The sequence below is a fragment of the Mucilaginibacter sp. GW821-FHT07G05 genome (genome assembly GCF_059418565.1).
Map to the genome: position 1 here is coordinate 116,707 of NZ_JBWKQC010000013.1, position 19,080 is coordinate 135,786.

Annotated in this window: 15 protein-coding genes; 6 read left to right on the top strand and 9 right to left on the bottom strand. The window is 44.2% G+C overall.

The features are described 5' to 3' along the window. Window positions 1-164: 164 nt before the first annotated feature. From AC07NA_RS24455 to AC07NA_RS24475, 5 genes are all read right to left on the bottom strand, one after another. Window positions 165-3,302 carry an efflux RND transporter permease subunit gene (locus AC07NA_RS24455; protein ID WP_494900522.1) on the bottom strand — a complete coding sequence of 1,046 codons (3,138 nt, stop codon included), beginning with the start codon at window positions 3,300-3,302 and terminating at the stop codon, window positions 165-167. 66 nt (window positions 3,303-3,368) lie between these two features. Next, window positions 3,369-4,466: an efflux RND transporter periplasmic adaptor subunit gene (locus AC07NA_RS24460; RefSeq protein WP_494900524.1), complete on the bottom strand. Its 1,098-nt coding sequence runs from the start codon at window positions 4,464-4,466 to the stop codon at window positions 3,369-3,371. Between the two features lie 25 nt (window positions 4,467-4,491). Continuing rightward, window positions 4,492-5,760 (bottom strand): TolC family protein, encoded by a 1,269-nt coding sequence (locus tag AC07NA_RS24465; RefSeq protein ID WP_494900526.1) that lies wholly within the window; start codon window positions 5,758-5,760, stop codon window positions 4,492-4,494. Window positions 5,761-5,852: 92 nt separating this feature from the next. Further along, window positions 5,853-7,211 (bottom strand): ATP-binding protein, encoded by a 1,359-nt coding sequence (locus tag AC07NA_RS24470; RefSeq protein WP_494900527.1) that lies wholly within the window; start codon window positions 7,209-7,211, stop codon window positions 5,853-5,855. A 4-nt stretch (window positions 7,212-7,215) separates the two neighbouring features. Beyond that, on the bottom strand, window positions 7,216-7,896 hold the full coding sequence (locus tag AC07NA_RS24475; protein ID WP_345213318.1) for a response regulator transcription factor: 681 nt from the start codon (window positions 7,894-7,896) through the stop codon (window positions 7,216-7,218). A gap of 129 nt (window positions 7,897-8,025) precedes the next feature. Here AC07NA_RS24475 and ypfJ point away from each other — a divergent pair, with 129 nt between their 5' ends. The 3 genes from ypfJ (at window position 8,026) to AC07NA_RS24490 (ending at window position 10,231) form a co-directional block, all read left to right on the top strand. Then, window positions 8,026-8,883, top strand: a complete 858-nt coding sequence (gene ypfJ / locus AC07NA_RS24480; RefSeq protein ID WP_494900529.1) for a KPN_02809 family neutral zinc metallopeptidase — start codon at window positions 8,026-8,028, stop codon at window positions 8,881-8,883. 34 nt (window positions 8,884-8,917) lie between these two features. Next, a complete protein-coding gene (locus AC07NA_RS24485) occupies window positions 8,918-9,316 on the top strand; it encodes a (deoxy)nucleoside triphosphate pyrophosphohydrolase (RefSeq protein WP_494900531.1) in 399 nt (132 codons plus the stop codon). A 90-nt stretch (window positions 9,317-9,406) separates the two neighbouring features. Continuing rightward, the gene (locus AC07NA_RS24490; RefSeq protein WP_494900532.1) at window positions 9,407-10,231 is read left to right on the top strand and encodes an N-acetylmuramoyl-L-alanine amidase; all 825 of its coding nucleotides are present in this window, start codon (window positions 9,407-9,409) and stop codon (window positions 10,229-10,231) included. Between the two features lie 380 nt (window positions 10,232-10,611). Here AC07NA_RS24490 and AC07NA_RS24495 read toward each other — a convergent pair whose 3' ends face one another. Then, entirely contained in the window at window positions 10,612-12,618 is a 2,007-nt protein-coding gene (locus AC07NA_RS24495; RefSeq protein ID WP_494900534.1) for a sialate O-acetylesterase, read from the bottom strand. A 413-nt stretch (window positions 12,619-13,031) separates the two neighbouring features. On the opposite strand from AC07NA_RS24495, the gene AC07NA_RS24500 reads away from it, so the two are divergent. Then, window positions 13,032-13,661 (top strand): hypothetical protein, encoded by a 630-nt coding sequence (locus tag AC07NA_RS24500; RefSeq protein WP_494900535.1) that lies wholly within the window; start codon window positions 13,032-13,034, stop codon window positions 13,659-13,661. Window positions 13,662-13,735: 74 nt separating this feature from the next. Here AC07NA_RS24500 and AC07NA_RS24505 read toward each other — a convergent pair whose 3' ends face one another. Beyond that, window positions 13,736-14,185 carry a 3-oxoacyl-ACP synthase gene (locus AC07NA_RS24505; RefSeq protein ID WP_494900537.1) on the bottom strand — a complete coding sequence of 150 codons (450 nt, stop codon included), beginning with the start codon at window positions 14,183-14,185 and terminating at the stop codon, window positions 13,736-13,738. Window positions 14,186-14,485: 300 nt separating this feature from the next. After that, a complete protein-coding gene (locus tag AC07NA_RS24510; protein WP_494900539.1) occupies window positions 14,486-15,508 on the bottom strand; it encodes an aldo/keto reductase in 1,023 nt (340 codons plus the stop codon). A gap of 91 nt (window positions 15,509-15,599) precedes the next feature. Between AC07NA_RS24510 and AC07NA_RS24515 the strand changes: the two genes are divergently transcribed. Then, the gene (locus AC07NA_RS24515) at window positions 15,600-15,914 is read left to right on the top strand and encodes a hypothetical protein (protein WP_494900540.1); all 315 of its coding nucleotides are present in this window, start codon (window positions 15,600-15,602) and stop codon (window positions 15,912-15,914) included. 62 nt (window positions 15,915-15,976) lie between these two features. Further along, entirely contained in the window at window positions 15,977-17,584 is a 1,608-nt protein-coding gene (locus AC07NA_RS24520; RefSeq protein WP_494900542.1) for a mechanosensitive ion channel family protein, read from the top strand. On the opposite strand, the gene AC07NA_RS24525 is transcribed toward AC07NA_RS24520, so the two are convergent. After that, window positions 17,581-18,561, bottom strand: a complete 981-nt coding sequence (locus tag AC07NA_RS24525) for an acyl-ACP desaturase (protein WP_345213427.1) — start codon at window positions 18,559-18,561, stop codon at window positions 17,581-17,583. The genes AC07NA_RS24520 and AC07NA_RS24525 overlap by 4 nt on opposite strands. Window positions 18,562-19,080 lie beyond the last annotated feature (519 nt).

The window sequence follows — 19,080 nt, forward strand, 5'->3', positions numbered from 1 at the left end:
AAAACATCATCTGCACATCTGCTAATTTGCATATCTGCACATCAAATCATCTGCACATCAAAACATCATTAGCGCACCCAAAACTATTCCATTCAAAAAAATAGCCCCCAGCATTTACACGCTGAGGGCTGGGGTATTTATATATAGATAATTAAGGGGAACGGTTAGCTGTTGATAGCGCCTATCTTTTTGAGCAGTTTACGGTTTTCACGCTTGCGGATGAATTTGTAAACTATCCCGTAAATGATAGGGAGTATCAGCAGGGTTAGTATGGTAGAGGTTACCAGTCCGCCAATTACCACAATGGCCAGCGGCTTTTGGGTTTCTGAACCTATACCGGTTGATATGGCGGCGGGCATTAAGCCAATAGCAGCCATAAGGGCGGTCATTACCACTGGGCGTACCCTTGATATTACGCCGGTGAGCAATGCTTCGTCGAGGTGTTTACCTTCTTCCAGGTTTTTGCGAAACACCGAGATAAGGATTACCCCGTTTTGGATACACACCCCAAACAGCGCGATGAAACCGATACCGGCCGAAATACTGAAGTTGGTTTGGGTAATATGCAGCGCCAGTATACCGCCAATAAGGGCGAACGGTACGTTGAGTATTACCAGTATAGCATCTTTAGCATTACCGAAGGTGGTATACAGTATCAGGAAGATCACCAGCAAACAAACCGGTACCACATGCGCCAGGGTGTTAGAGGCACGGATCTGGTTTTCGAACTCGCCGTTCCAGGTGAAGGTGTAGCCGCGTTTAAGTTTTACGGCATCGTTTACCTTTTGCTGCGCTTCGGCAATGGTACTGCCCAAATCGCGACCGCGTACCGAAAATTTCACCGCGATGTAGCGCATGTTATTATCCCTGAAAATGAATGCCGGTCCAATGAGTTCTTTAATGGTAGAGATTTCCTTTAGCGATATTTTTGAACCGTTAAGGGTGGGCACCATCAGCGACTCTATCTTTTCTTGCGTAGCACGGTATTGTTTCTGATAACGTACGCGGATATCAAATTTGCGTTCCCCCTGGTATAGCTGGGTGGCAGCTTTACCGCCAATGGCCATTTCAATTACGGCATTGGCATCGGCAGTGGCTACATCGTAACGGGCCATCTTTTGCTGATCGAGCTCTATCCTGAACTCGGGCTGACCAAGGTTGCGCAGTATTCCTAAATCTTCTACACCCTTAACTTGTTTAAGCGTGGCCATTACTTTGTTGGCATCCTCATCCAATACATTAAAGTCGGGGCCGAATATTTTTACGGCCATTGATGCAGGCACACCAGCTACGGCTTCGGCCACGTTATCAATAATAGGTTGCGAATAGTTGAATATAATGCCGGGATACAAGCTTAACTTTTTATCCATTTCGGCTATCAGTTCCTCCTGGGTGATATGCCTTTTCCAATCCTTTTTAGGATAAAGGTCAACCTGGATCTGTACGTTAAAGAAACCTTTAGGGTCGGTACCGTCATTGGTACGGCCTACCTGCGACAGGGTTTGTTTTACCTCCGGGAACTGTGACAATATCTGCCTCATTTTGTTGGTAATGTTAACCGAGTTCTCTAAAGAAGTACTCATCGGCATTTGAGCGGTTACCCATAAAGCGCCCTCGTTTAGCTGCGGTAAAAACTCCGATCCTAAGAACTTGGCCGAAGCGAAGGTGAGCGTCATGCAGGTTAGGGCGATGAGCAGGCTTAGCTTTTGATTTTTGTAAGTAAAGCTAAACATGCGGCGGATACCGTTCTCAAAAAAGATCACTACCGGGTTGTGTTTTTCCCTCACATTCTTTTTAAGCAGTATGCTTGATAAAGCAGGTACCAGCGTAAGCGTGAACAGTAGCGCACCCAGTAAGGCGAAACCTAATGTATAGGCCAGTGGCGAAAACATTTTACCCTCTACCTTTTGAAAAGCGAATATTGGAATGAGGCAGGTAATGATAATGAGCTTGGAGAAGAAGATAGCCTTACCCATTTCACTACCCACGTTTTTAAACAAACCCAGCTTGGCCAGACCGTTAAATTTCTGCATCCCAACTTCCTTCGCCTTGTGGTCAAGGGCGACGAATATACCTTCCACCATCACCACCGCTCCATCTATGATGATCCCAAAATCTACCGCGCCCATGGAGAGCAGGTTGGCGCTCATACCCTTCAAATGCAGGCATATAAAGGCAAACAATAGTGCCAGCGGTATAATAATGGCCACGGTTAAGGTGGTGCGCCAGTCGGCCATAAACAAAAACACAATAACGGTAACCAGTACAATACCTTCAACCAGGTTATGCAACACAGTTTCGGTACAAAACTCCATGAGCGTGGTGCGATCGTAAAAGGTGCTTATTTTTACATCCGGCGGCAATACGTTATCGTTCAGGTCGGTTACCTTGTCGCGTATCCGTTTTAATACTTCGGCAGGGTTTTCGCCTTTGCGCATCACCACAATACCTTCTACCACGTCGTTATTCTTATCCCTGCCAACCTGGCCCAAACGCGGCAGCCCGCTCTCCTTAATATCGGCCACGTTACGGGTGAGGATAGGTACACCGTTGATGTTCTTGATAATGATGTTCTCTATCTCGCTGATGTTGTTGATCAAACCTATACCACGCACCACAAAGGCCTGGTCGTTCTTTTCAATTACATCGCCACCCACGTTAATGTTACTGCGGTTAATGGCGTTGTACACATCCAGCGATGTTAAGCCGTATTTTTGCAGTAGCGATGGATTAACACTTACCTCGTAATCTTTCTCCTCACCGCCAAAACTGTTTACATCGGCAACCCCGGGAATGGCTTTAAACTGGCGGTCGAGTACCCAATCCTGTATCTCGGTAAGGTCGTGTATTGATTTTGTCTTGCTTTTCAGCGTATAACGAAAAATTTCGCCGGTAGGGCCATAAGGCGGCTCTACTTCGGGTTTTACACCATCGGGCAGGTCGGCATTGCTTAGCCTGCTCAATACCTGCTGCCGGGCAAAGGCATCGTCAACATCGTCATCAAAAATGATGCGGACATAAGACAGCCCGAAAGATGAGGTAGTACGCAGGTTAGCCTTTTTTTGTACCGAGTTAAGCACGGTTTCCATAGGGATGGTCACCATTTTTTCTACCTCCTCGGCGCTGCGGCCCGGCCATTGCGCTATAATAATGATCTGGGTGTTGGTAACATCCGGAAATGTTTCGATAGGAGTATTCATGTAACTCCATACGCCCAATACAGCCAGCACCCCGGTAAGGAAAAATATAAACGCCCGGCGCCTGAGTGAAAAATGTATAATGCTTTTAATGAGGTTATTCATTGCAATTTATGTAGTACAGTGTATGTTCTGTAGATTTAAAAAATTAGGTAAAGCAACATCGGGTGCTTACTCCGCAATTAGGGCGTTGTACAGCAGCAGCTGGCTTTTTGAAATGATCTTATCGCCCGGTTTTAAGCCCGATGAAATGTAGGCTGTGCCGTCAACGGTTTTTATTATGCTAACCTCGCGCACCTGCAAATCGCATTTGCTGTTATACAACACCACGTAATTCTTACTATTATCAAATATGATGGCCGCCGCCGGGATAGATACCGCCTGGCCTGGTTCGCTATTGGTGATCAGTACGTTGGTAAACATCTCCGGCTTTAACAATAAGTCGGCATTTTGCAGGGCGATACGCACCGTCATTACTTTAGTATCAGGGTCGAGTACCGAATTAACAAGGTTTACTTTGCCGGTAAATACCTTATCGGGATAAGCGATAGTGGTTACTTTGGCATTATAGCCTACCTTAACCTTTGATATATCGGTTTCAAACACATTGGCGGTTATCCACACATCTTTCATATCTGATATGGTGAACAAACTGCTGTTATTGTCCGGGCGAATGTAGTTGCCCGCGGCAATGTTCCTTTCTACAATATAACCATCGCGTGGAGCTGTAATTACCAGGGTGCCGTTGGCATTGGTATTACCGCCGCCATTAATGGCTATTTGCTGGCGAACTTTGTTATCGGCATTTTCGGCTTTGTTGTAGTTCTCTTTTGCTTCGGTATAATCGCGTTCGCTGCTGATGCCGTTCTTGTACAGGTATTCGGCTTGTTGCAACTGGCGTTTGCTGATGGCCAAATCTGCCTTGGCCGATGACAGGTCGGAATAGCTGCCCGCAACATCGGCACTTTTTAAAATGGCAAGGGTTTGCCCCTTGCTCACTTTATCTCCCAATGACACCTTCACTTCAGTTACCTGCCCACTTGCAAACGGGAATATCTTTACTACCTTATTTTCATCAAACGATACCTCGCCCGATAGCGCCAGTTCATCTTTCATGGGCGATGTTTTGGCGGTATCAATGGTTACCATTTTCGCCAGTGAATCGCTAATGCAAACCTGCTTGGTTTCCATGGTACCTGTTTTCTTTTCTTCGCAGGATGCCAGGGCTACCATACCGGCAAGGGCTATATATATTGCTGCTTTTTTCATCTTTTTATATGCTGGAATATTTTGTTTATAGAGGATTTACTACTGTGGTGCCAACGGCATAATTAATATCGGCAATCGCCTTTTGCAGGTTAAGCTGCTGCTGTAAAATTTTAAGCTTGGTTTCTTTGTACGAGTCGAAAAAGTCGATGAACTCCTGCAAGCCTATCTGCCTTTCTTTAAAGCTTTTAAGCATGCTGGTATACAACTGGTCGTACTTATCGTAAAAGTCGGTTTCGTTTTTATTGAGCAGTTGCTGGCTCAGGCGGTATTGGTTAACGGCCGAGTACACATCGTTGGTTAACTGCAATTCGCTGTTCTTCAGCGTATACTCCTGGCTTTGTATTGCCAGCCTGGCCGATTTAATACTTCCCTGGTTGCGGTTGAACAATGGCAACGGTACGCTGATCTGCAAGCCCACGTAGTTGTTGGCGTAGTTGCTATGCTGATCGAAAGCGGCACCTACAGTAACATCCGGCACGGCCAGTGCTCTTTGCATGGCAAGGTTATCGTTACTTTGGGTGAGGCCGTATTTGTTCACCAAATAATCGCCACGGAAGGTTTTGGCCTGTTCGGCTAAAGCGGCTGCATCCAGCGGGGTATCGGTGTTGCTGAAGGTAATTTGCGGGGCGATGAACTGATCTGGCTTCGTTGCCAGCAGTGTTTTCAGCTCGCTTTGCAGATCGTTCAGCTGGCGGTCGTTCTCTACCAAGTCATTTTGCAGACTGAACAATAACGCCTTTAAACGGATAAGATCTTTTAAGGACGAGTTACCTGCCTGGTACGATTTATCAATAGCGTTAACCAAATTGGTAGCCGATGCGATTTCGTTCTTGTAAACCTTGCTCTGATCGGCCAGTGTGGCTACCAGAGAAAAATCGAGCAGCAGGTTATAGTGCAGGTTGCGCATCAGGTCGTCAAATTGCGCCTGCTGTATATTGGCATCGTCAGTAGCCAGTCGTACCTGCTTGCCGCGTTTGCCGGCTGTTTGTATCAGCTGGCTTAGCTGTACAAATATTTGCCCGTTGCCGTTGGCATGGTTAAAATATTTTTTAGAGGCATCGGTAATGTTTTGGTCGGTGCTTAGTACGGGGTTGTCCCAAAGTTTAGCCTGTTGTATCATGGCCTTGCTGGCATCCACATTATACTTTTGGGCAAGCAGGCTCAGGTTATTGTTGATGAATAGTTTTTCGGCATCCTTAAACGACAGCTTAAGGGTATCGGTTTGGCACCAGGCGGTTTGGGTAAAGCCTGTGGCCAGTATTACGATGAGTAATTTTAAATATTTCGCGGTCATCTTATTTTGATCTGTTTGACTAAATCAAAACTATTGTACCCGAATTAGACCCGAATTAAACCGACATTAGAAAAGCATTAAAATTGATTTGGCTATTTGGCAAACTCAATAATGAAGGTACTGCCCGCTTCGCCATCGCTTACAACGACTACTTTGCCCTTGCATAACTGGATGATCTTGCTGGCAATATATAGCCCTACACCGCTGCCAGGGATATTTTTAACACTTGCCGAGCGATAGAAGGACTGGAATATTTTACCCGTATCGGCAGCTTTAATGCCGGGGCCTTTATCAGTAATGGTTATTTTAATTTGGCTGATACCTGCTTCAAAGTAAATATCAACGGGTTGAGCGCCCGAATATTTAAAGGCGTTATCTATAATATTATTAATGGCGATGTACAGCAGCGGCTTGTTGGCAAAGATGATCAGCTCGTTCTCATCCTCCGGCAGATCGGCAAATTTAAGGTTCAGCATACCCGGGCCTTGTTTGGCCGACCAATACTCTTCCAACTCCCATATCAGTTCGTCAATACGCACCGGCGATAGGATTGCTTGCGTATAGTTAAAATCAACCTGCGCCAGTTCCATCAGGCTGGTAATGGTTTCCTGCAAGCGGAAAGCATCTGCCGAGATAGACTGCAATACTCTTTTATATTCTTCGCTACTGCGCTCTTTGGACAGGGCCACATCCACCTCGCCCATAATACTGGTAACAGGCGTGCGCAACTCGTGCGACGCGTTGGATACGAAGGTTTGCTGTAACTCAAAGGCGTTTTCCAAATGCTCCAACAAGCTGTTGAAGTTGCTGATGAGGTCGGCAATTTCGTCCTTGTTCTTTACGCCATCAACCCGCAAATGCAGGTTGCTCGATCGTATTTGCCGCATTTGGTCGATGATCTTTTTTATGGGTGCCAGCGCGTTTTTAGCGAAAATTTGCCCTGCAAAAAACGAGATCAGCATAAATATCAGGAACAGCAGCACAGCCGTTTTGCCCAGCATCATGGCCCGTCGCGAAAAACTTTTATCAATAGCCGAAGCCAGTATCACAAAATCGCCCTGGTTATCTTTATACAACTTGCCCACTACCTGACGCTCGCCTTCCTGGTATTCAATATACCCATCCCGGCGTACCTGGTCAATAATAGAAGATGTCCAGAACACATTGTTATGCGTATTGAAGGCGATGCGGTTATTCTTGTTATAAATGCGGATCACCTCATCGGGCAGCTTTTCGAGGTAACGCTGCTGTACCTGCAACATCGAATCGGCATCAATTTCATCGGCCTTTAAATACAATTGCGAGGCTACATTGGTACGGTCAGTAAGGCGCTCTATAAAATCGGCCCTAAAAAAGGAGAACACGACGAAGTAGATCACCACCAAAACTATCAGTAATGCCCCCGAACTAATGAGGGTAAAATATAACGATAGCCGGGTTTTGATCTTCATGCCACTATTGTTCCTTTAATATATACCCCATACCAATCACCGTATGAATCAGTTTTTTATCAAACCCCTTCTGGATCTTATTGCGCAGGTAATTCACATATACATCAACCATATTGGTTTGGGTGTCGAAATTGAATCCCCATACCTTCTCGGTAATAAACTCGCGGGAGAGCAACCTGTTAGGATTGTGTATGAACAGTTCAAGCAGGGCATATTCTTTAGCGGTAAGCATAATTTGTTTACCGGCACGCTCGGCTGTTTTATCCCAGGTGTTCAGTTTAAGATCGGCAAAAGTGAGGTGATGGCTCCCGGTATCGGCAGGTTGCCTTCGGCGAAGCAATGCCTCAACACGGGCAAGCAGCTCTTTAAAATGGAATGGTTTCAGCAAATAATCATCAGCCCCTGCATGCAAACCGTTCACCTTATCATCAATAGTGCCTAAAGCGCTCAGCATTAATATGGGCAGCTGCGCTTTCTTTTGCCTTATTTGCCGGCAAACCTCAATGCCGCCAAGCAGTGGCAGCATAATATCGAGAATTACCAGATCATAATCGTTTTGCAGCACCTGCATCAGCCCGGCAATACCGTCAACCGCTCCCTCAACATGATAGTTATGCTCCTGTAGTCCCTTTGTAATAAAAGCGGCAACTTTCTCTTCATCTTCAATGAGGCAAATTCGGTTCATATACTGATGTTATATGCAAATGTATATTATTTATTCTTTTCGCCATTTTATTGATTAGTTGGAGATAAGCCACGCATCCTTAAAACATTTAATAAATTTATACTGTTAACCCCAATAAATCACAACACTATGAAATGGCTTGGCAGGCGCGAAAGCAGCAATACTGAAGAAGGCAGCAGCGGCGGTGGTCGCGGATTGGCCCTTGGCGGCGGATTGGTTGGCATTATTGCCGCGGCGATATACTTTTTTACAGGTATTGATCCAAGCCAGATCATTAATCAAACCGGCATTGGCAACCAAACCGAGCAGATCAATACCCAACCCGGTAGCAGTGAAGATACCCCGCAAAAGAAATTTGCCAAAGTGGTGCTGGCCGATACCGAAGATATATGGGGACAAATATTCCAGGAAATGGGGCAAACTTACGAACAGCCCACCCTGCACTTTTTTAGCGGGGCGGTTGAAACTTCGGGCTGTGGTTTTGCAGAATCGGCAACAGGGCCGTTCTATTGCCCCGGCGACCGTAAGGTATATCTCGATCTTTCTTTTTTTGATGAACTGCAAGACCGCTTCGGCGCCGGCGGCGACTTTGCCCGCGCTTATGTTATAGCACACGAGGTTGGTCATCATATACAGCAACTACTGGGCGTAAGCCAAAAAATGGAGCAAGCACGTGCACGCCTCAGCGAAACCGAATACAATAAACTATCCGTTAAACTCGAATTACAGGCTGACTTTTACGCCGGTGTATTTGCCCACTACGAAAAAAGCACCAAAGGCGTACTGGAGCCCGGCGATATTGAAGAAGCACTGAACGCCGCCAACCAAATTGGCGACGATCGCCTTCAAAAGCAAAGCACCGGTCGCGTAGAACCCGACTCCTTTACCCACGGCACCAGCGCCCAACGCCAATACTGGTTCAAAAAAGGTTACGAAACAGGCGATGTGAAACAGGGGAATACTTTTGCAGCGGGAGCGGTGGATTGAAGAGGGGTTTGAAATAACACCGTAATTTAGCTCAATGATAGATGTTACCTGCGCCCTTATTATTGACGCTCAAAACAGAATATTTGTAGCCCAAAGAAGCGCCACAATGAGCTTACCTCTAAAATGGGAATTTCCTGGCGGAAAGATAGAGCCAAATGAAACAGCTGAAGATTGTTTGATAAGAGAAATAAAGGAAGAACTTGGTATCGATATAAACATTGTAGAAAGCTTACCTGTTAATATCCACAATTATCCTGCGGTAACTATAAAGCTCATTCCTTTTGTTTGCAAACACATCCACGGCGAAATAACATTAAATGAACACGTCGATTTTAAATGGCTTAATAAAAATGAATTATTAGATTTGGATTGGGCAGACGCCGATATCCCGATTGTTAAATTCTACTTAAACCAACTAAACGCCATCAATTGAGTTAGGGCTATACCGATGAAGCAACAAATACATTGCTTAACTTAGCATCCTTCATCCGATTGGTTGAAAATACTAACCCGGCATTTTAACATGAAACACCACCACTATCTATATATTCTTTCCATTGTGTTTATTGCGGCTTGTTCGCCTAAGAAGGGGCCGTATGCTATTACCAATAAGGTGTACGAGGATCAGGCGAAAACCTTTGCCGAAACCTTGCAGGAAACCAAGCCTTCGGTACTTACGGATAGTTTAGGGCGTATTATACCGTCGGAATGGGTGGGTACGGTTAATTTTAATTTGCGCAAGCCCAATTATGTGGTGCTGCATTATACTGCGCAGGATTCGGCGGCGCAAACACTTAAAACTTTTACCATTGTGAAAACACAGGTGAGCGCGCATTATGTGGTGGGTAAAGATGGCAAGGTATACCACATGGTGAACGATTACCTGCGTGCCTGGCATGGCGGCGTAGCCAAATGGGGCAACGTTACAGATATCAACAGTTCGTCGATAGGTATTGAGATTGATAATAATGGTAAATCGCCGTTTACCGATGCGCAGATTAATAGCCTACTGCTGTTATTGGCACAGCTGAAAAAAACATACAATATCCCCACAGCCAACTTTATTGGTCACCAGGATATTGCGCCGGGGCGTAAAGTTGACCCGGGCAAGTACTTCCCGTGGAAGCTACTGGCACAAAAAGGCTTCGGCTATTACAGTGAAGATGTGCTTGAACTCGCTCCTGATGGTTTCGATCCGGCCACGGCGCTGCGCCTTATCGGGTATGATATTACTAATCTTAACGCGGCAATTTCGGCCTTTAAACAACATTTCGTTCAAACAGACAGTAGCCCGCAGTTAACGCAACTGGATTTGAATGTTTTGTATAATGTTTATCAGAAGTATTAATTGAATGTTTGCAGAAGACTTATGAAGTTTTGAAAACTTCATAAGTCTGGAAACCGCATTTTTTATCCAACGGTCATATTGAAACGAAGTGCAGCCTATGGTCGATCTGTGCTCTGTTAGGAATGCTTCTGCCATGTTCTCGTTAGTGGATGTAACTTTCTTTTTTCTCTCAAAAAAGAAAGTCACCAAAGAAAAAAGTCGCGGCTGCGCAAGGAACTATTAAAGGTTCTACTTAGGCAGGGCTTGTGCTACCCATTCCTTACGATGCCGCATTTTTGGTTATTGATGGGTTGTCAGGCTCGGCTGCAATAATTACCTGTATACTAAAAGCCCGCCTTTGCTTTTGCAAAGGCGGGCTTTTATATTAGCAAATATCAATATTATTCTTTCCCTACGGTTATGCCCGGCCATGTATCGGTGCGGAATGGGGTGGCGGGGAGGTCGGCGGCGTTGTAGAGCGTACAAGTTGGGTTATTGCCCCAGCCGTATCGTACTGCTACAGGGCTGCTTACCTGCGCGCTGCTTACTACTACCTTATTTCCTTCTAATTTGGCATCAGCCCAATAGAATTTTTTATCGGCACCGGCTATGGCAAAGCCACTTAGTTTATCGCCTTTCACTTTCAGTCCGCCATCGGCATAAGTAAACGTAAGTTCAATAGCGTTACCTTTTATGGTCTGGGCTTTGTATATCGGCCCTGAATAGGCAACCTTTTCGCCATAGTTTTTGGCTTTAGCTATCAGCGCCAGGCGGCGGCCTACTTCCTGCTTGTTAGCGGGGTGAATATTGTAGGCATCGCCAATATCAATAGCCGATGCCATGCCTGTATTGGGTACCGATAACGTTTTCAACTGTGCTTCGCGCAGCTCGGCCCATTCAGATTCTACCGGCTGGGCATCCTGCGCCATAAAGTTAGCCAGCTGCACAAAGTAGAACGGGAAATTACCTTGTCCCCATTGTTTGCGCCAATCGCTGATCATCAGCGGGAATAAGGTACTATACTGATCGGCCTTGTTAGCATTGCTTTCTCCCTGATACCATATTACACCTTTTATAGTGTAGTTGATAATCGGGTTTACCATGGCATTATACAACAAGGTAGGTCTGTTTGGTCCATCCGGGCGTTGAGGTGCTGCGGGTAGTTCGCTTAGCTTGCTGCCTACCAGGTAACTCCACTCGCTGGCAAGGTCAACTTTTTCGTCGGCATTGGAGGCTAATGATATAGTTAACGGGCCGCCATTAAAGCCGCCATCGCCACCGGTATCAAAAACCCGTATGGCAATAGTGTTTTCACCCGCCTTCACTAAATTACCCGGGATGGTATATTTCCGTTGTACAAATACACCATCGGTATGACCAATTTGGGTGCCGTTAAACCAGGTGATGTCGTTATCATCAATACTACCTAAACTTAACACCACATCCTTCCCGGCCCATGCGGCAGGTATGGTTACTTTTTTTACAAACTTTACTATACCGTCAAAATTAGGCAAGCTGCCTTTTTCCCATAAGCCCGGCGCAGGCATCTTTTTCCATGCCGATACATCAAATGTTGATTTAGCCCATGGCGCGCTTCCTTGTGCATCGATCTGGTCTTTGGCGTTGATCTCGCTTGTCCATGCAGCAAGCTTGGTATCGTATTCTTTATTTAGTTTTTCTTGCGTTATGCCGCTTTCAAAATATTTTACAGCAGGCGCATAGGCAGGCATGGTTTTCAGGGCCTCGCCGCTTGTCCAGGCCTCGGCAACGGTACCGCCCCAGGTAGTGTTGATAATACCGATGGGCACATGCTTATCCTCGTACAAGTTTTTAGCGAAAAAGTAGGCCACTGCCGAAAACTGCGCTACTGTTTGCGGCGAACAAGCCCGCCAGCTCCATTTGGTTTTCAGCTCGGTTAAGGGCTGCATGCTAATGGTATTATCCACCTTGATCATGCGTATTTCAGGATAATTGGCCGCTGCTATTTCCTGCTGCGCGTTCAATACATCGCCATACATACCACTCACCCACATTTCCATATTCGATTGGCCCGAGCATACCCAAACTTCGCCTATCAGGATATTTTTTAGCATAAGCGCTTCGCCATCGTTAAAGCTGATGGTGTAAGGGCCGCCGAATGAAGGCGTGGCTACCTTTATTTTCCAGTCTCCTTTGACATCAGCAGTAGCGGTATATTTTTTATTATTCCACGATGTAGTAATGGTTAAGGGCTTGCCTGCGGTAGCTTTTCCCCAAAGATTTACTTGTGCTTTTTGCTGAAGTACCATATCGTCGGTGAGGCAGGCAGGCAAGGTTACCTTGGCCTCCGCGGGTTTGATGCCGGTAAACAACAATGCCGATAGCAGCACTTGCTTAACCGATTTAATAAGCAGATTTTTTATTCCCATTGTTTAATAAAATTGGTTTGATTGGGCATAAAAATACTTTTTAAAATCTGATTTTTTAGTTCATCATAAATTTTAATAGTGTGAAAATTTGCGCAAAAAAGTGGGCGATAAATTCCCCATACGTGGTATTTTGTAGATTTTTTTACCCTATTTATAGAATTTCAGGAGAAGAAGTTTTTACTGTAAAGAAAATATTTTACAACACAGGGGAGTTTATGTCGATTTTGTTAAACGATATATTTTCCTTTTAATTTATTGAGGCAAAGCGCACCATTTCACATAGGTTAATTATCAATAACCCACAATTTAATTTGCTAAAACCAATTGACTTTATACGCAGTGTTAAAAATAAGGTTTCAAATTATTTTCAGATTTTTTTAATTTTTTGGATATATAGTTGAACTATATCGCGCATGAGAAAATTAATACTTAGCGCATTACTGATAGCAGTTTTTGCAAGTTGCAAAAAACTGAGCGATGTTGTGCCTGCGAAGGGAGTAGGTACCGAAACACCGGGTAACACAGACCCGGTTAGTACACCTGAAGAGGAAGCTGCTCTGTTAGCATCATTAAAAATTACGCCCTTAAATTATAATGTACAAGAGCAACAAATAAAAGCAAGTGTAACCGGCAGCAAACTTACGCTGGCATTTGACGAGAAGATCCATTTGTTAATTGATAAAGACAGGTACAATACATCGTGGTATATCTACTTTAACGAAGATTACTCAAATACCGCCTTTGCCGATTTTGACTTTACTACCAAACTGCAATGGGGCGATGTTAGTCAAAACTACAAGCCGTTCAATTTAAACCAAATTGATAAAACGGTAAGCGATACTACTATTGCGGGTGTTGCCGTGGTTAACGTTAAATTTGAAAGGGAATTAAAATTCTTCAAAAATTACGAAACATCAGAAGCAGCAAACGCGAAGTTCAACGCATTAATCGGTACACGCGAAGACATGAAGTTTTCAACCAGCTACATGCCCGATTCTACCAAAAACTCAATCAGTACTACAAAAGTGGTTTATGTGAAATAAGCATAAGCCTCTAAATAAAATAAGCGCGCCTTTCAAAAAAGGGCGCGCTTATTTTTTGTGTATACTTCCGGTAATTATAATACCTCTTGTATCGTGTAATTCTTTCCATTCAGGCTAACCTGTTGTCCGGCTTGTTTACCCCGTAACATTATACCAATTGGCGAAGCCGGGGAAACGGCAAAATATTTAGCCTCTCCCAATATCAACACACCGGCACTTATCGCCAGGTAAAAATTTCCGTTATTGGTGATGATCACACTGCCTGCTTCGGCAATTGTTGAGTTAGCGCTGATGCTGATATGGGTTAAAGCGATTTTAAGCTTATTAGCTTCGGCCAGTTGAGCCATATTGCGGTCGGTTTCCTGCTGCATCATTTCGCGGCCGGTTTCGTATTTATCGCCCGCGCTGCTTTTGGTATCGTCCTTTGCTGCTTGCTGCGCGGCATCAATGGCATCCTGGGCGGCCGCCATTCTGCCCTTAACATACTCAAGGCATTGGTTATATAATTCTTGTTTCAGGTTCATTAAAATATCAAATGCCAATAATACAAAAAATAAAAGCCCCCTTGCACTCGCTGCTGGGGGCTTTCAACCTAAACCTTATCACATATGTAAGAAATTAAACTTACATAGCATTATAACGCAAAGAACTGCGAAATAATATGCGAACGTACTGAAAACAATTCAATTCATTGCAATACAGTATTTTAATTTTTTTAAATTCTCTTTTACTGAAATAATTTTAACTTTTTGGTTGTTTTTTAAGCTAAAATTCGAAATATCTTGTAAATACATGTCAGTTTAACAGCTCAAAAAATATATAAATCATATCCGTTTCTCTACCTTATCGTAAAAGCCACCGAAAGAATTTGTTTTTACCGCGTCCTCATTAAAGAAGTCGCCGGGGAAACCAAGCGAAATAGCACTTACCGCGTTCAGTTTGTGTAAATGTTCATCACTCAATGTTATCTCTACCGACTTTAAATTATCCTCCAGCTGGCTCACCTTAGTTGCCCCCACTACCGGGATAGACGAAAAACCCTGCTGCCTTGTCCACTGCAATGCTACGTGACTTGGCGACACACCCATTTCATCGGCCACATCAACCACGGCTTTAGTTATTTTAACACTGTTATCATTAAGTCGATTACTTTCAGGTTTAATACGCCCCTGGTCGCCACGCAGGTATTTACCGGTAAGCGCACCGCCTGCTAAGGGTGCCCATGGAGTAACGGTCATCCCAAAGTGTTTAGCCATCGGTATCAGTTCTCGTTCGGCTGTACGGGCAATCATGCTATATTCCACCTGCAAGGCTATAAACTGGCTCCAGCCCATTAGTTCGGCCAGCGTATTGCCTTTTGCCACTACCCATGCCGGGGTATCGCTTATAGCGGCATAATTCACTTTCCCTTGGCGTATCAGGTCGTCCAGGCCGCGCAATACTTCATCAATAGGGGTAATGTTATCCCAAATGTGTAAGTACAATACATCGAGGAAATCTGTTTTTAAACGCTTCAAACTTTCCTCTACACTGCGCATCATATTTTTACGGTTATTGCCAGATGCATTCACGTTGGTACGGTTATCCAGCAGGGTATATTTTGTAGCCAGCACGAAATGATCGCGATCGTGGTTGCTTACATATTCACCAATTATCTTTTCGCTGGTGCCCAGTTTATAGATATTGGCCGTGTCAATAAAGTTTCCGCCGGCATTGGCAAAAGCATCCATAATGGCAAAGCTGGTATCTTTATCAGCTCCCCAACCGGCCTCGGTACCAAAACCCATTGACCCCAAACATAATTCAGAAACTTTAAGGCCCGAGCGGCCAAGCAATTTGTATTTCATATTAAACTATATTTTCTGTTAAAAACATTTACAGCAGCAGTTTAGTTTGCAATAAAACAGCCAATCCGTATCTGTAAGCTAATATACTACCATGAAAACCATTAACAGCAACAAGAATATAATAGTTGACGACCTGCTTAATTATTTACAAAAAAAGGTGAATCCACTGTTTCAGCAACACAGGCAAAGTAATATTACTTTCAATATTGTAAAGGCGGGTGATGAAATTGAAATAAATCAGCCTGAAGTGTACGACGATTTTCTATTCAGATTAAGTGCCGATGGCAACAACCTGTCGGTTACCAAATCAGAACATTATGTAGATGACGTGAACGTACTCACGCTGGAGTCGATACTGGATATTTTGTTTGCCGAATATTTAGGTACTACGGCACCGCAATTATAATACATCAGTAGAACCATCGCTCACATTTGCCTTTATTTTTATTAGCTTTATCATAAAAACTTATGCTGAAGCGCACCTGCCTTGTTATCATTTTATTGCTTGGCATTTTACAAGCATTTGCTCAACCGGCAACCAAACCTGTTGGCGAACCTGTTTTACTGGGTAATGATACCTTATTTACGCTATATGCCGGGCAAGGATTGTTCACGGTGAAGGAGCGCACGCAGGTGATCAGCAAGCGACTTACAGACCTCACCAGTCGCCTGGATTTTAACGCCGATTCTATCACTATAAAAAACGATACCGCGCTATGCGTTATTAGTTATAAGGGCGAACTGATAATGGCGGTCAATAATAAAGATGCCGCCCTTAGCGAACTCAACCGCCAGCAACTTGCTACGAATTTTGTAAGCATCATTAAAAAAACACTGGACAACTCTATAGCTAATAATAGCGTTAAGCAACTGTTAACCGACGTACTGGAAGCCGTAGCTGTAATTATATTATTGCTGATACTGATATGGGGAGTTAACCGTACTTTCAGGTGGATAAAGTACAGGATATTCCATTCCTGGGATAAACGCCTGGCCAAACTGGCCGAAAAAGGTGCACCTGTAAATTACGCGCATAGGCTGCTCCCTGTATTTATTAACCTGTTGAATATTTTACGGCTTGCTATTATAGTGCTGATGATTTACCTGGCGCTGCCCGTAGCCTTCCTCATATTCCCTTGGACTAAACCCATTGCTACCCAGCTGTTATCTTATGTTATAGATCCGCTTAAGCGTATATTATTTGCCCTGCTGCATTACATCCCTAACCTGCTTACGGTACTGGTAATTTATTTATTCACCCGTTATATTATTAAGCTGGTAAAATTTATAGCGGTCGAAATATCTAACGGGTCTTTCGTTATCAAAAACTTTTACCCGGAATGGGCCATCCCTACCTACAATATTGTGCGGGTGCTGCTATATGCATTCATGTTCGTGGTGATATTTCCATACTTACCAGGCTCCGACTCAAAGGTATTCCAAGGTGTAACCGTATTCCTGGGGATTTTGTTCTCCTTTGGTTCATCATCGGCCATATCGAATATGGTATCGGGCATAGTACTTACCTACATGCGTCCTTATAAAGTAGGCGATAGGGTAAAAGTAGGCGATGTAACCGGAGATGTGATAGAGAAAAACCTGCTGATCACTCGGGTACGTACTATTAAAAACGAGGATGTAACGGTGCCTAATGCCACTATTTTGGCGGGCGCAACGGTTAATTACACCACATCATCAAAATCGTTAGGGTTGATATTGAACACCAGTGTTACCATTGGGTATGATGTGCCGTGGCAACAAGTGCATGATCTGCTCATAAGTGCGGCCAGAAGTTGCGAAGGGATATTAAGTGAGCCTCCGCCATTTGTATTGCAGACCGGGCTTAACGACTTTAATGTAGCTTACCAATTAAACGCCTACACGGATAAGCCACAGCAAATGGCTGTACTGTATTCGCGCATACACCAAAATATACAGGATAAATTTAATGAAGCCGGGGTAGAGATCATGTCACCGCATTACAGTGCACTGCGCGATGGCAACACCATTCAAATACCCGACAGTTACAAACCGGCGGATTACAAAAAACCGGGCTTTAATGTAGAAAAGGACTAACCGTTGATCCAGCTGAATTTATACTCCAGCATTGGGTTCTTCATACGATCGGCCACGCGCATTAAACGATCAGGTAATTTCACCAGGTAATCACGCGATTTTTCTGCCTGTTCGTTTAAGCCGGTAATGCTTTCAATATGCCAATCTTCCAATAGTTCTTTCAGAATGTCAACATAGTCAACCGCAGTATAAATACCCAAGCGCTGTGCTGCATCAGTAAAGTGGCCAAAGGTTTGGCCTATTTTTAAACCTACCTCACGTAAAAAGTGGGCAGGCATTACAATTTTTTTACGCATCATATCCTCAAATGCGATCATGGCCTCGCTCGCGTCTACCTCAAATATTTTTTCGATAAAGTATTTGTAAGCTTTGGCGTGCCTTGCTTCGTCAGACGCTATAACTCCACACATTTTAGATAGCAGTGTATCTCCATGCTTTTTAGCCTGTGAAGCTACCCTGCGGTGCGATACATTAGTTGCAAGCTCCTGGAAAGAAGTGTAAATAAAGTTACGGTAAGGATCGGTACCGGTGCCAATATCAAAACCGTCAGCAATTAAATACTGGGTTGATATTTCCATCATACGCATGTTAACACGACCCGATAGGTACAGGTATTTGTTCAGCAGGTCACCGTGGCGGTTCTCTTCGGCTGTCCAGTAGCGGGTCCATTTCATCCAGCCACCTTCTTCATCTTTAGAAACACCGTCAACCATGGTAAGCCATGATTCGTAAGTAGGTAAGGCTTCTTCGGTGATGGTATCGCCAATGAGCACGGCAATTAAATCGTATGATAAGCCGCCCGCGCTTTCCTGTAACTCTTTTATTTCGTTAAAAAAGGTATCCCTTGAAGAATCGGGCAAAAAATCCGACGGCTGCCAGATGGTGTCAATAGGCTTCAAAAATTCATGCATCTTTTCGAGCATGTATTTTTCAATATGCACCATTACTTCACGCCTTTTTTCTTCAAAAAACATCATAAAACCAAATATTAGATGGATACAAAGTTAACGATTAAATACCACTTATAGATTAGTTGTATGTTGAAAGTTGTGAGTTGTGTGAGAAGAGATTTGAGTTGCCAGGATCGAGGTTTCGAAACTTGGATAAAGACCATTGGAAGCTCATTTGGAAAATCAGTGCCGGTAGTTCTTATTAACGGTAGCCCCGTTCTATGCTCATACTGCACAGGCCTTAAGCTTTGGGCCGGTATCCGCTCCGCCCGGGTTTAGTGCTGTAAGTTGCAGGTTATATGTTGTGTGTTGTATGCGAAAGGTTGTGAGTTTTGAGTTGTGTGTAAAAGGTATTAGTTCGATGTCTGTGTGTTGGAATAGTTCCTACAACGCGGAACCTACAACTTACAACACACAACTTCCAACCCGCTTATAAACAACAAAACCCTCTATCTATTAGATAGAGGGCATGTTTAAGATTGGGCACCGACCTACTCTCCCACGTTTTACCGCAGTACCATCGGCTCTGGCGGGCTTGACTTCTCT

Bases quoted from the DNA above. Each gene is read 5' to 3' on its own strand.
- AC07NA_RS24505 (WP_494900537.1), bottom strand. From the start codon at position 14,185: ATGAACCTGAAACAAGAATTATATAACCAATGCCTTGAGTATGTTAAG.
- AC07NA_RS24525 (WP_345213427.1), bottom strand. From the start codon at position 18,561: ATGATGTTTTTTGAAGAAAAAAGGCGTGAAGTAATGGTGCATATTGAA.
- AC07NA_RS24490 (WP_494900532.1), top strand. From the start codon at position 9,407: ATGAAACACCACCACTATCTATATATTCTTTCCATTGTGTTTATTGCG.
- AC07NA_RS24515 (WP_494900540.1), top strand. From the start codon at position 15,600: ATGAAAACCATTAACAGCAACAAGAATATAATAGTTGACGACCTGCTT.
- AC07NA_RS24475 (WP_345213318.1), bottom strand. From the start codon at position 7,896: ATGAACCGAATTTGCCTCATTGAAGATGAAGAGAAAGTTGCCGCTTTT.
- AC07NA_RS24520 (WP_494900542.1), top strand. From the start codon at position 15,977: ATGCTGAAGCGCACCTGCCTTGTTATCATTTTATTGCTTGGCATTTTA.
- AC07NA_RS24460 (WP_494900524.1), bottom strand. From the start codon at position 4,466: ATGAAAAAAGCAGCAATATATATAGCCCTTGCCGGTATGGTAGCCCTG.
- AC07NA_RS24470 (WP_494900527.1), bottom strand. From the start codon at position 7,211: ATGAAGATCAAAACCCGGCTATCGTTATATTTTACCCTCATTAGTTCG.
- AC07NA_RS24465 (WP_494900526.1), bottom strand. From the start codon at position 5,760: ATGACCGCGAAATATTTAAAATTACTCATCGTAATACTGGCCACAGGC.
- AC07NA_RS24500 (WP_494900535.1), top strand. From the start codon at position 13,032: ATGAGAAAATTAATACTTAGCGCATTACTGATAGCAGTTTTTGCAAGT.
- AC07NA_RS24495 (WP_494900534.1), bottom strand. From the start codon at position 12,618: ATGGGAATAAAAAATCTGCTTATTAAATCGGTTAAGCAAGTGCTGCTA.
- AC07NA_RS24485 (WP_494900531.1), top strand. From the start codon at position 8,918: ATGATAGATGTTACCTGCGCCCTTATTATTGACGCTCAAAACAGAATA.
- AC07NA_RS24510 (WP_494900539.1), bottom strand. From the start codon at position 15,508: ATGAAATACAAATTGCTTGGCCGCTCGGGCCTTAAAGTTTCTGAATTA.
- ypfJ (WP_494900529.1), top strand. From the start codon at position 8,026: ATGAAATGGCTTGGCAGGCGCGAAAGCAGCAATACTGAAGAAGGCAGC.
- AC07NA_RS24455 (WP_494900522.1), bottom strand. From the start codon at position 3,302: ATGAATAACCTCATTAAAAGCATTATACATTTTTCACTCAGGCGCCGG.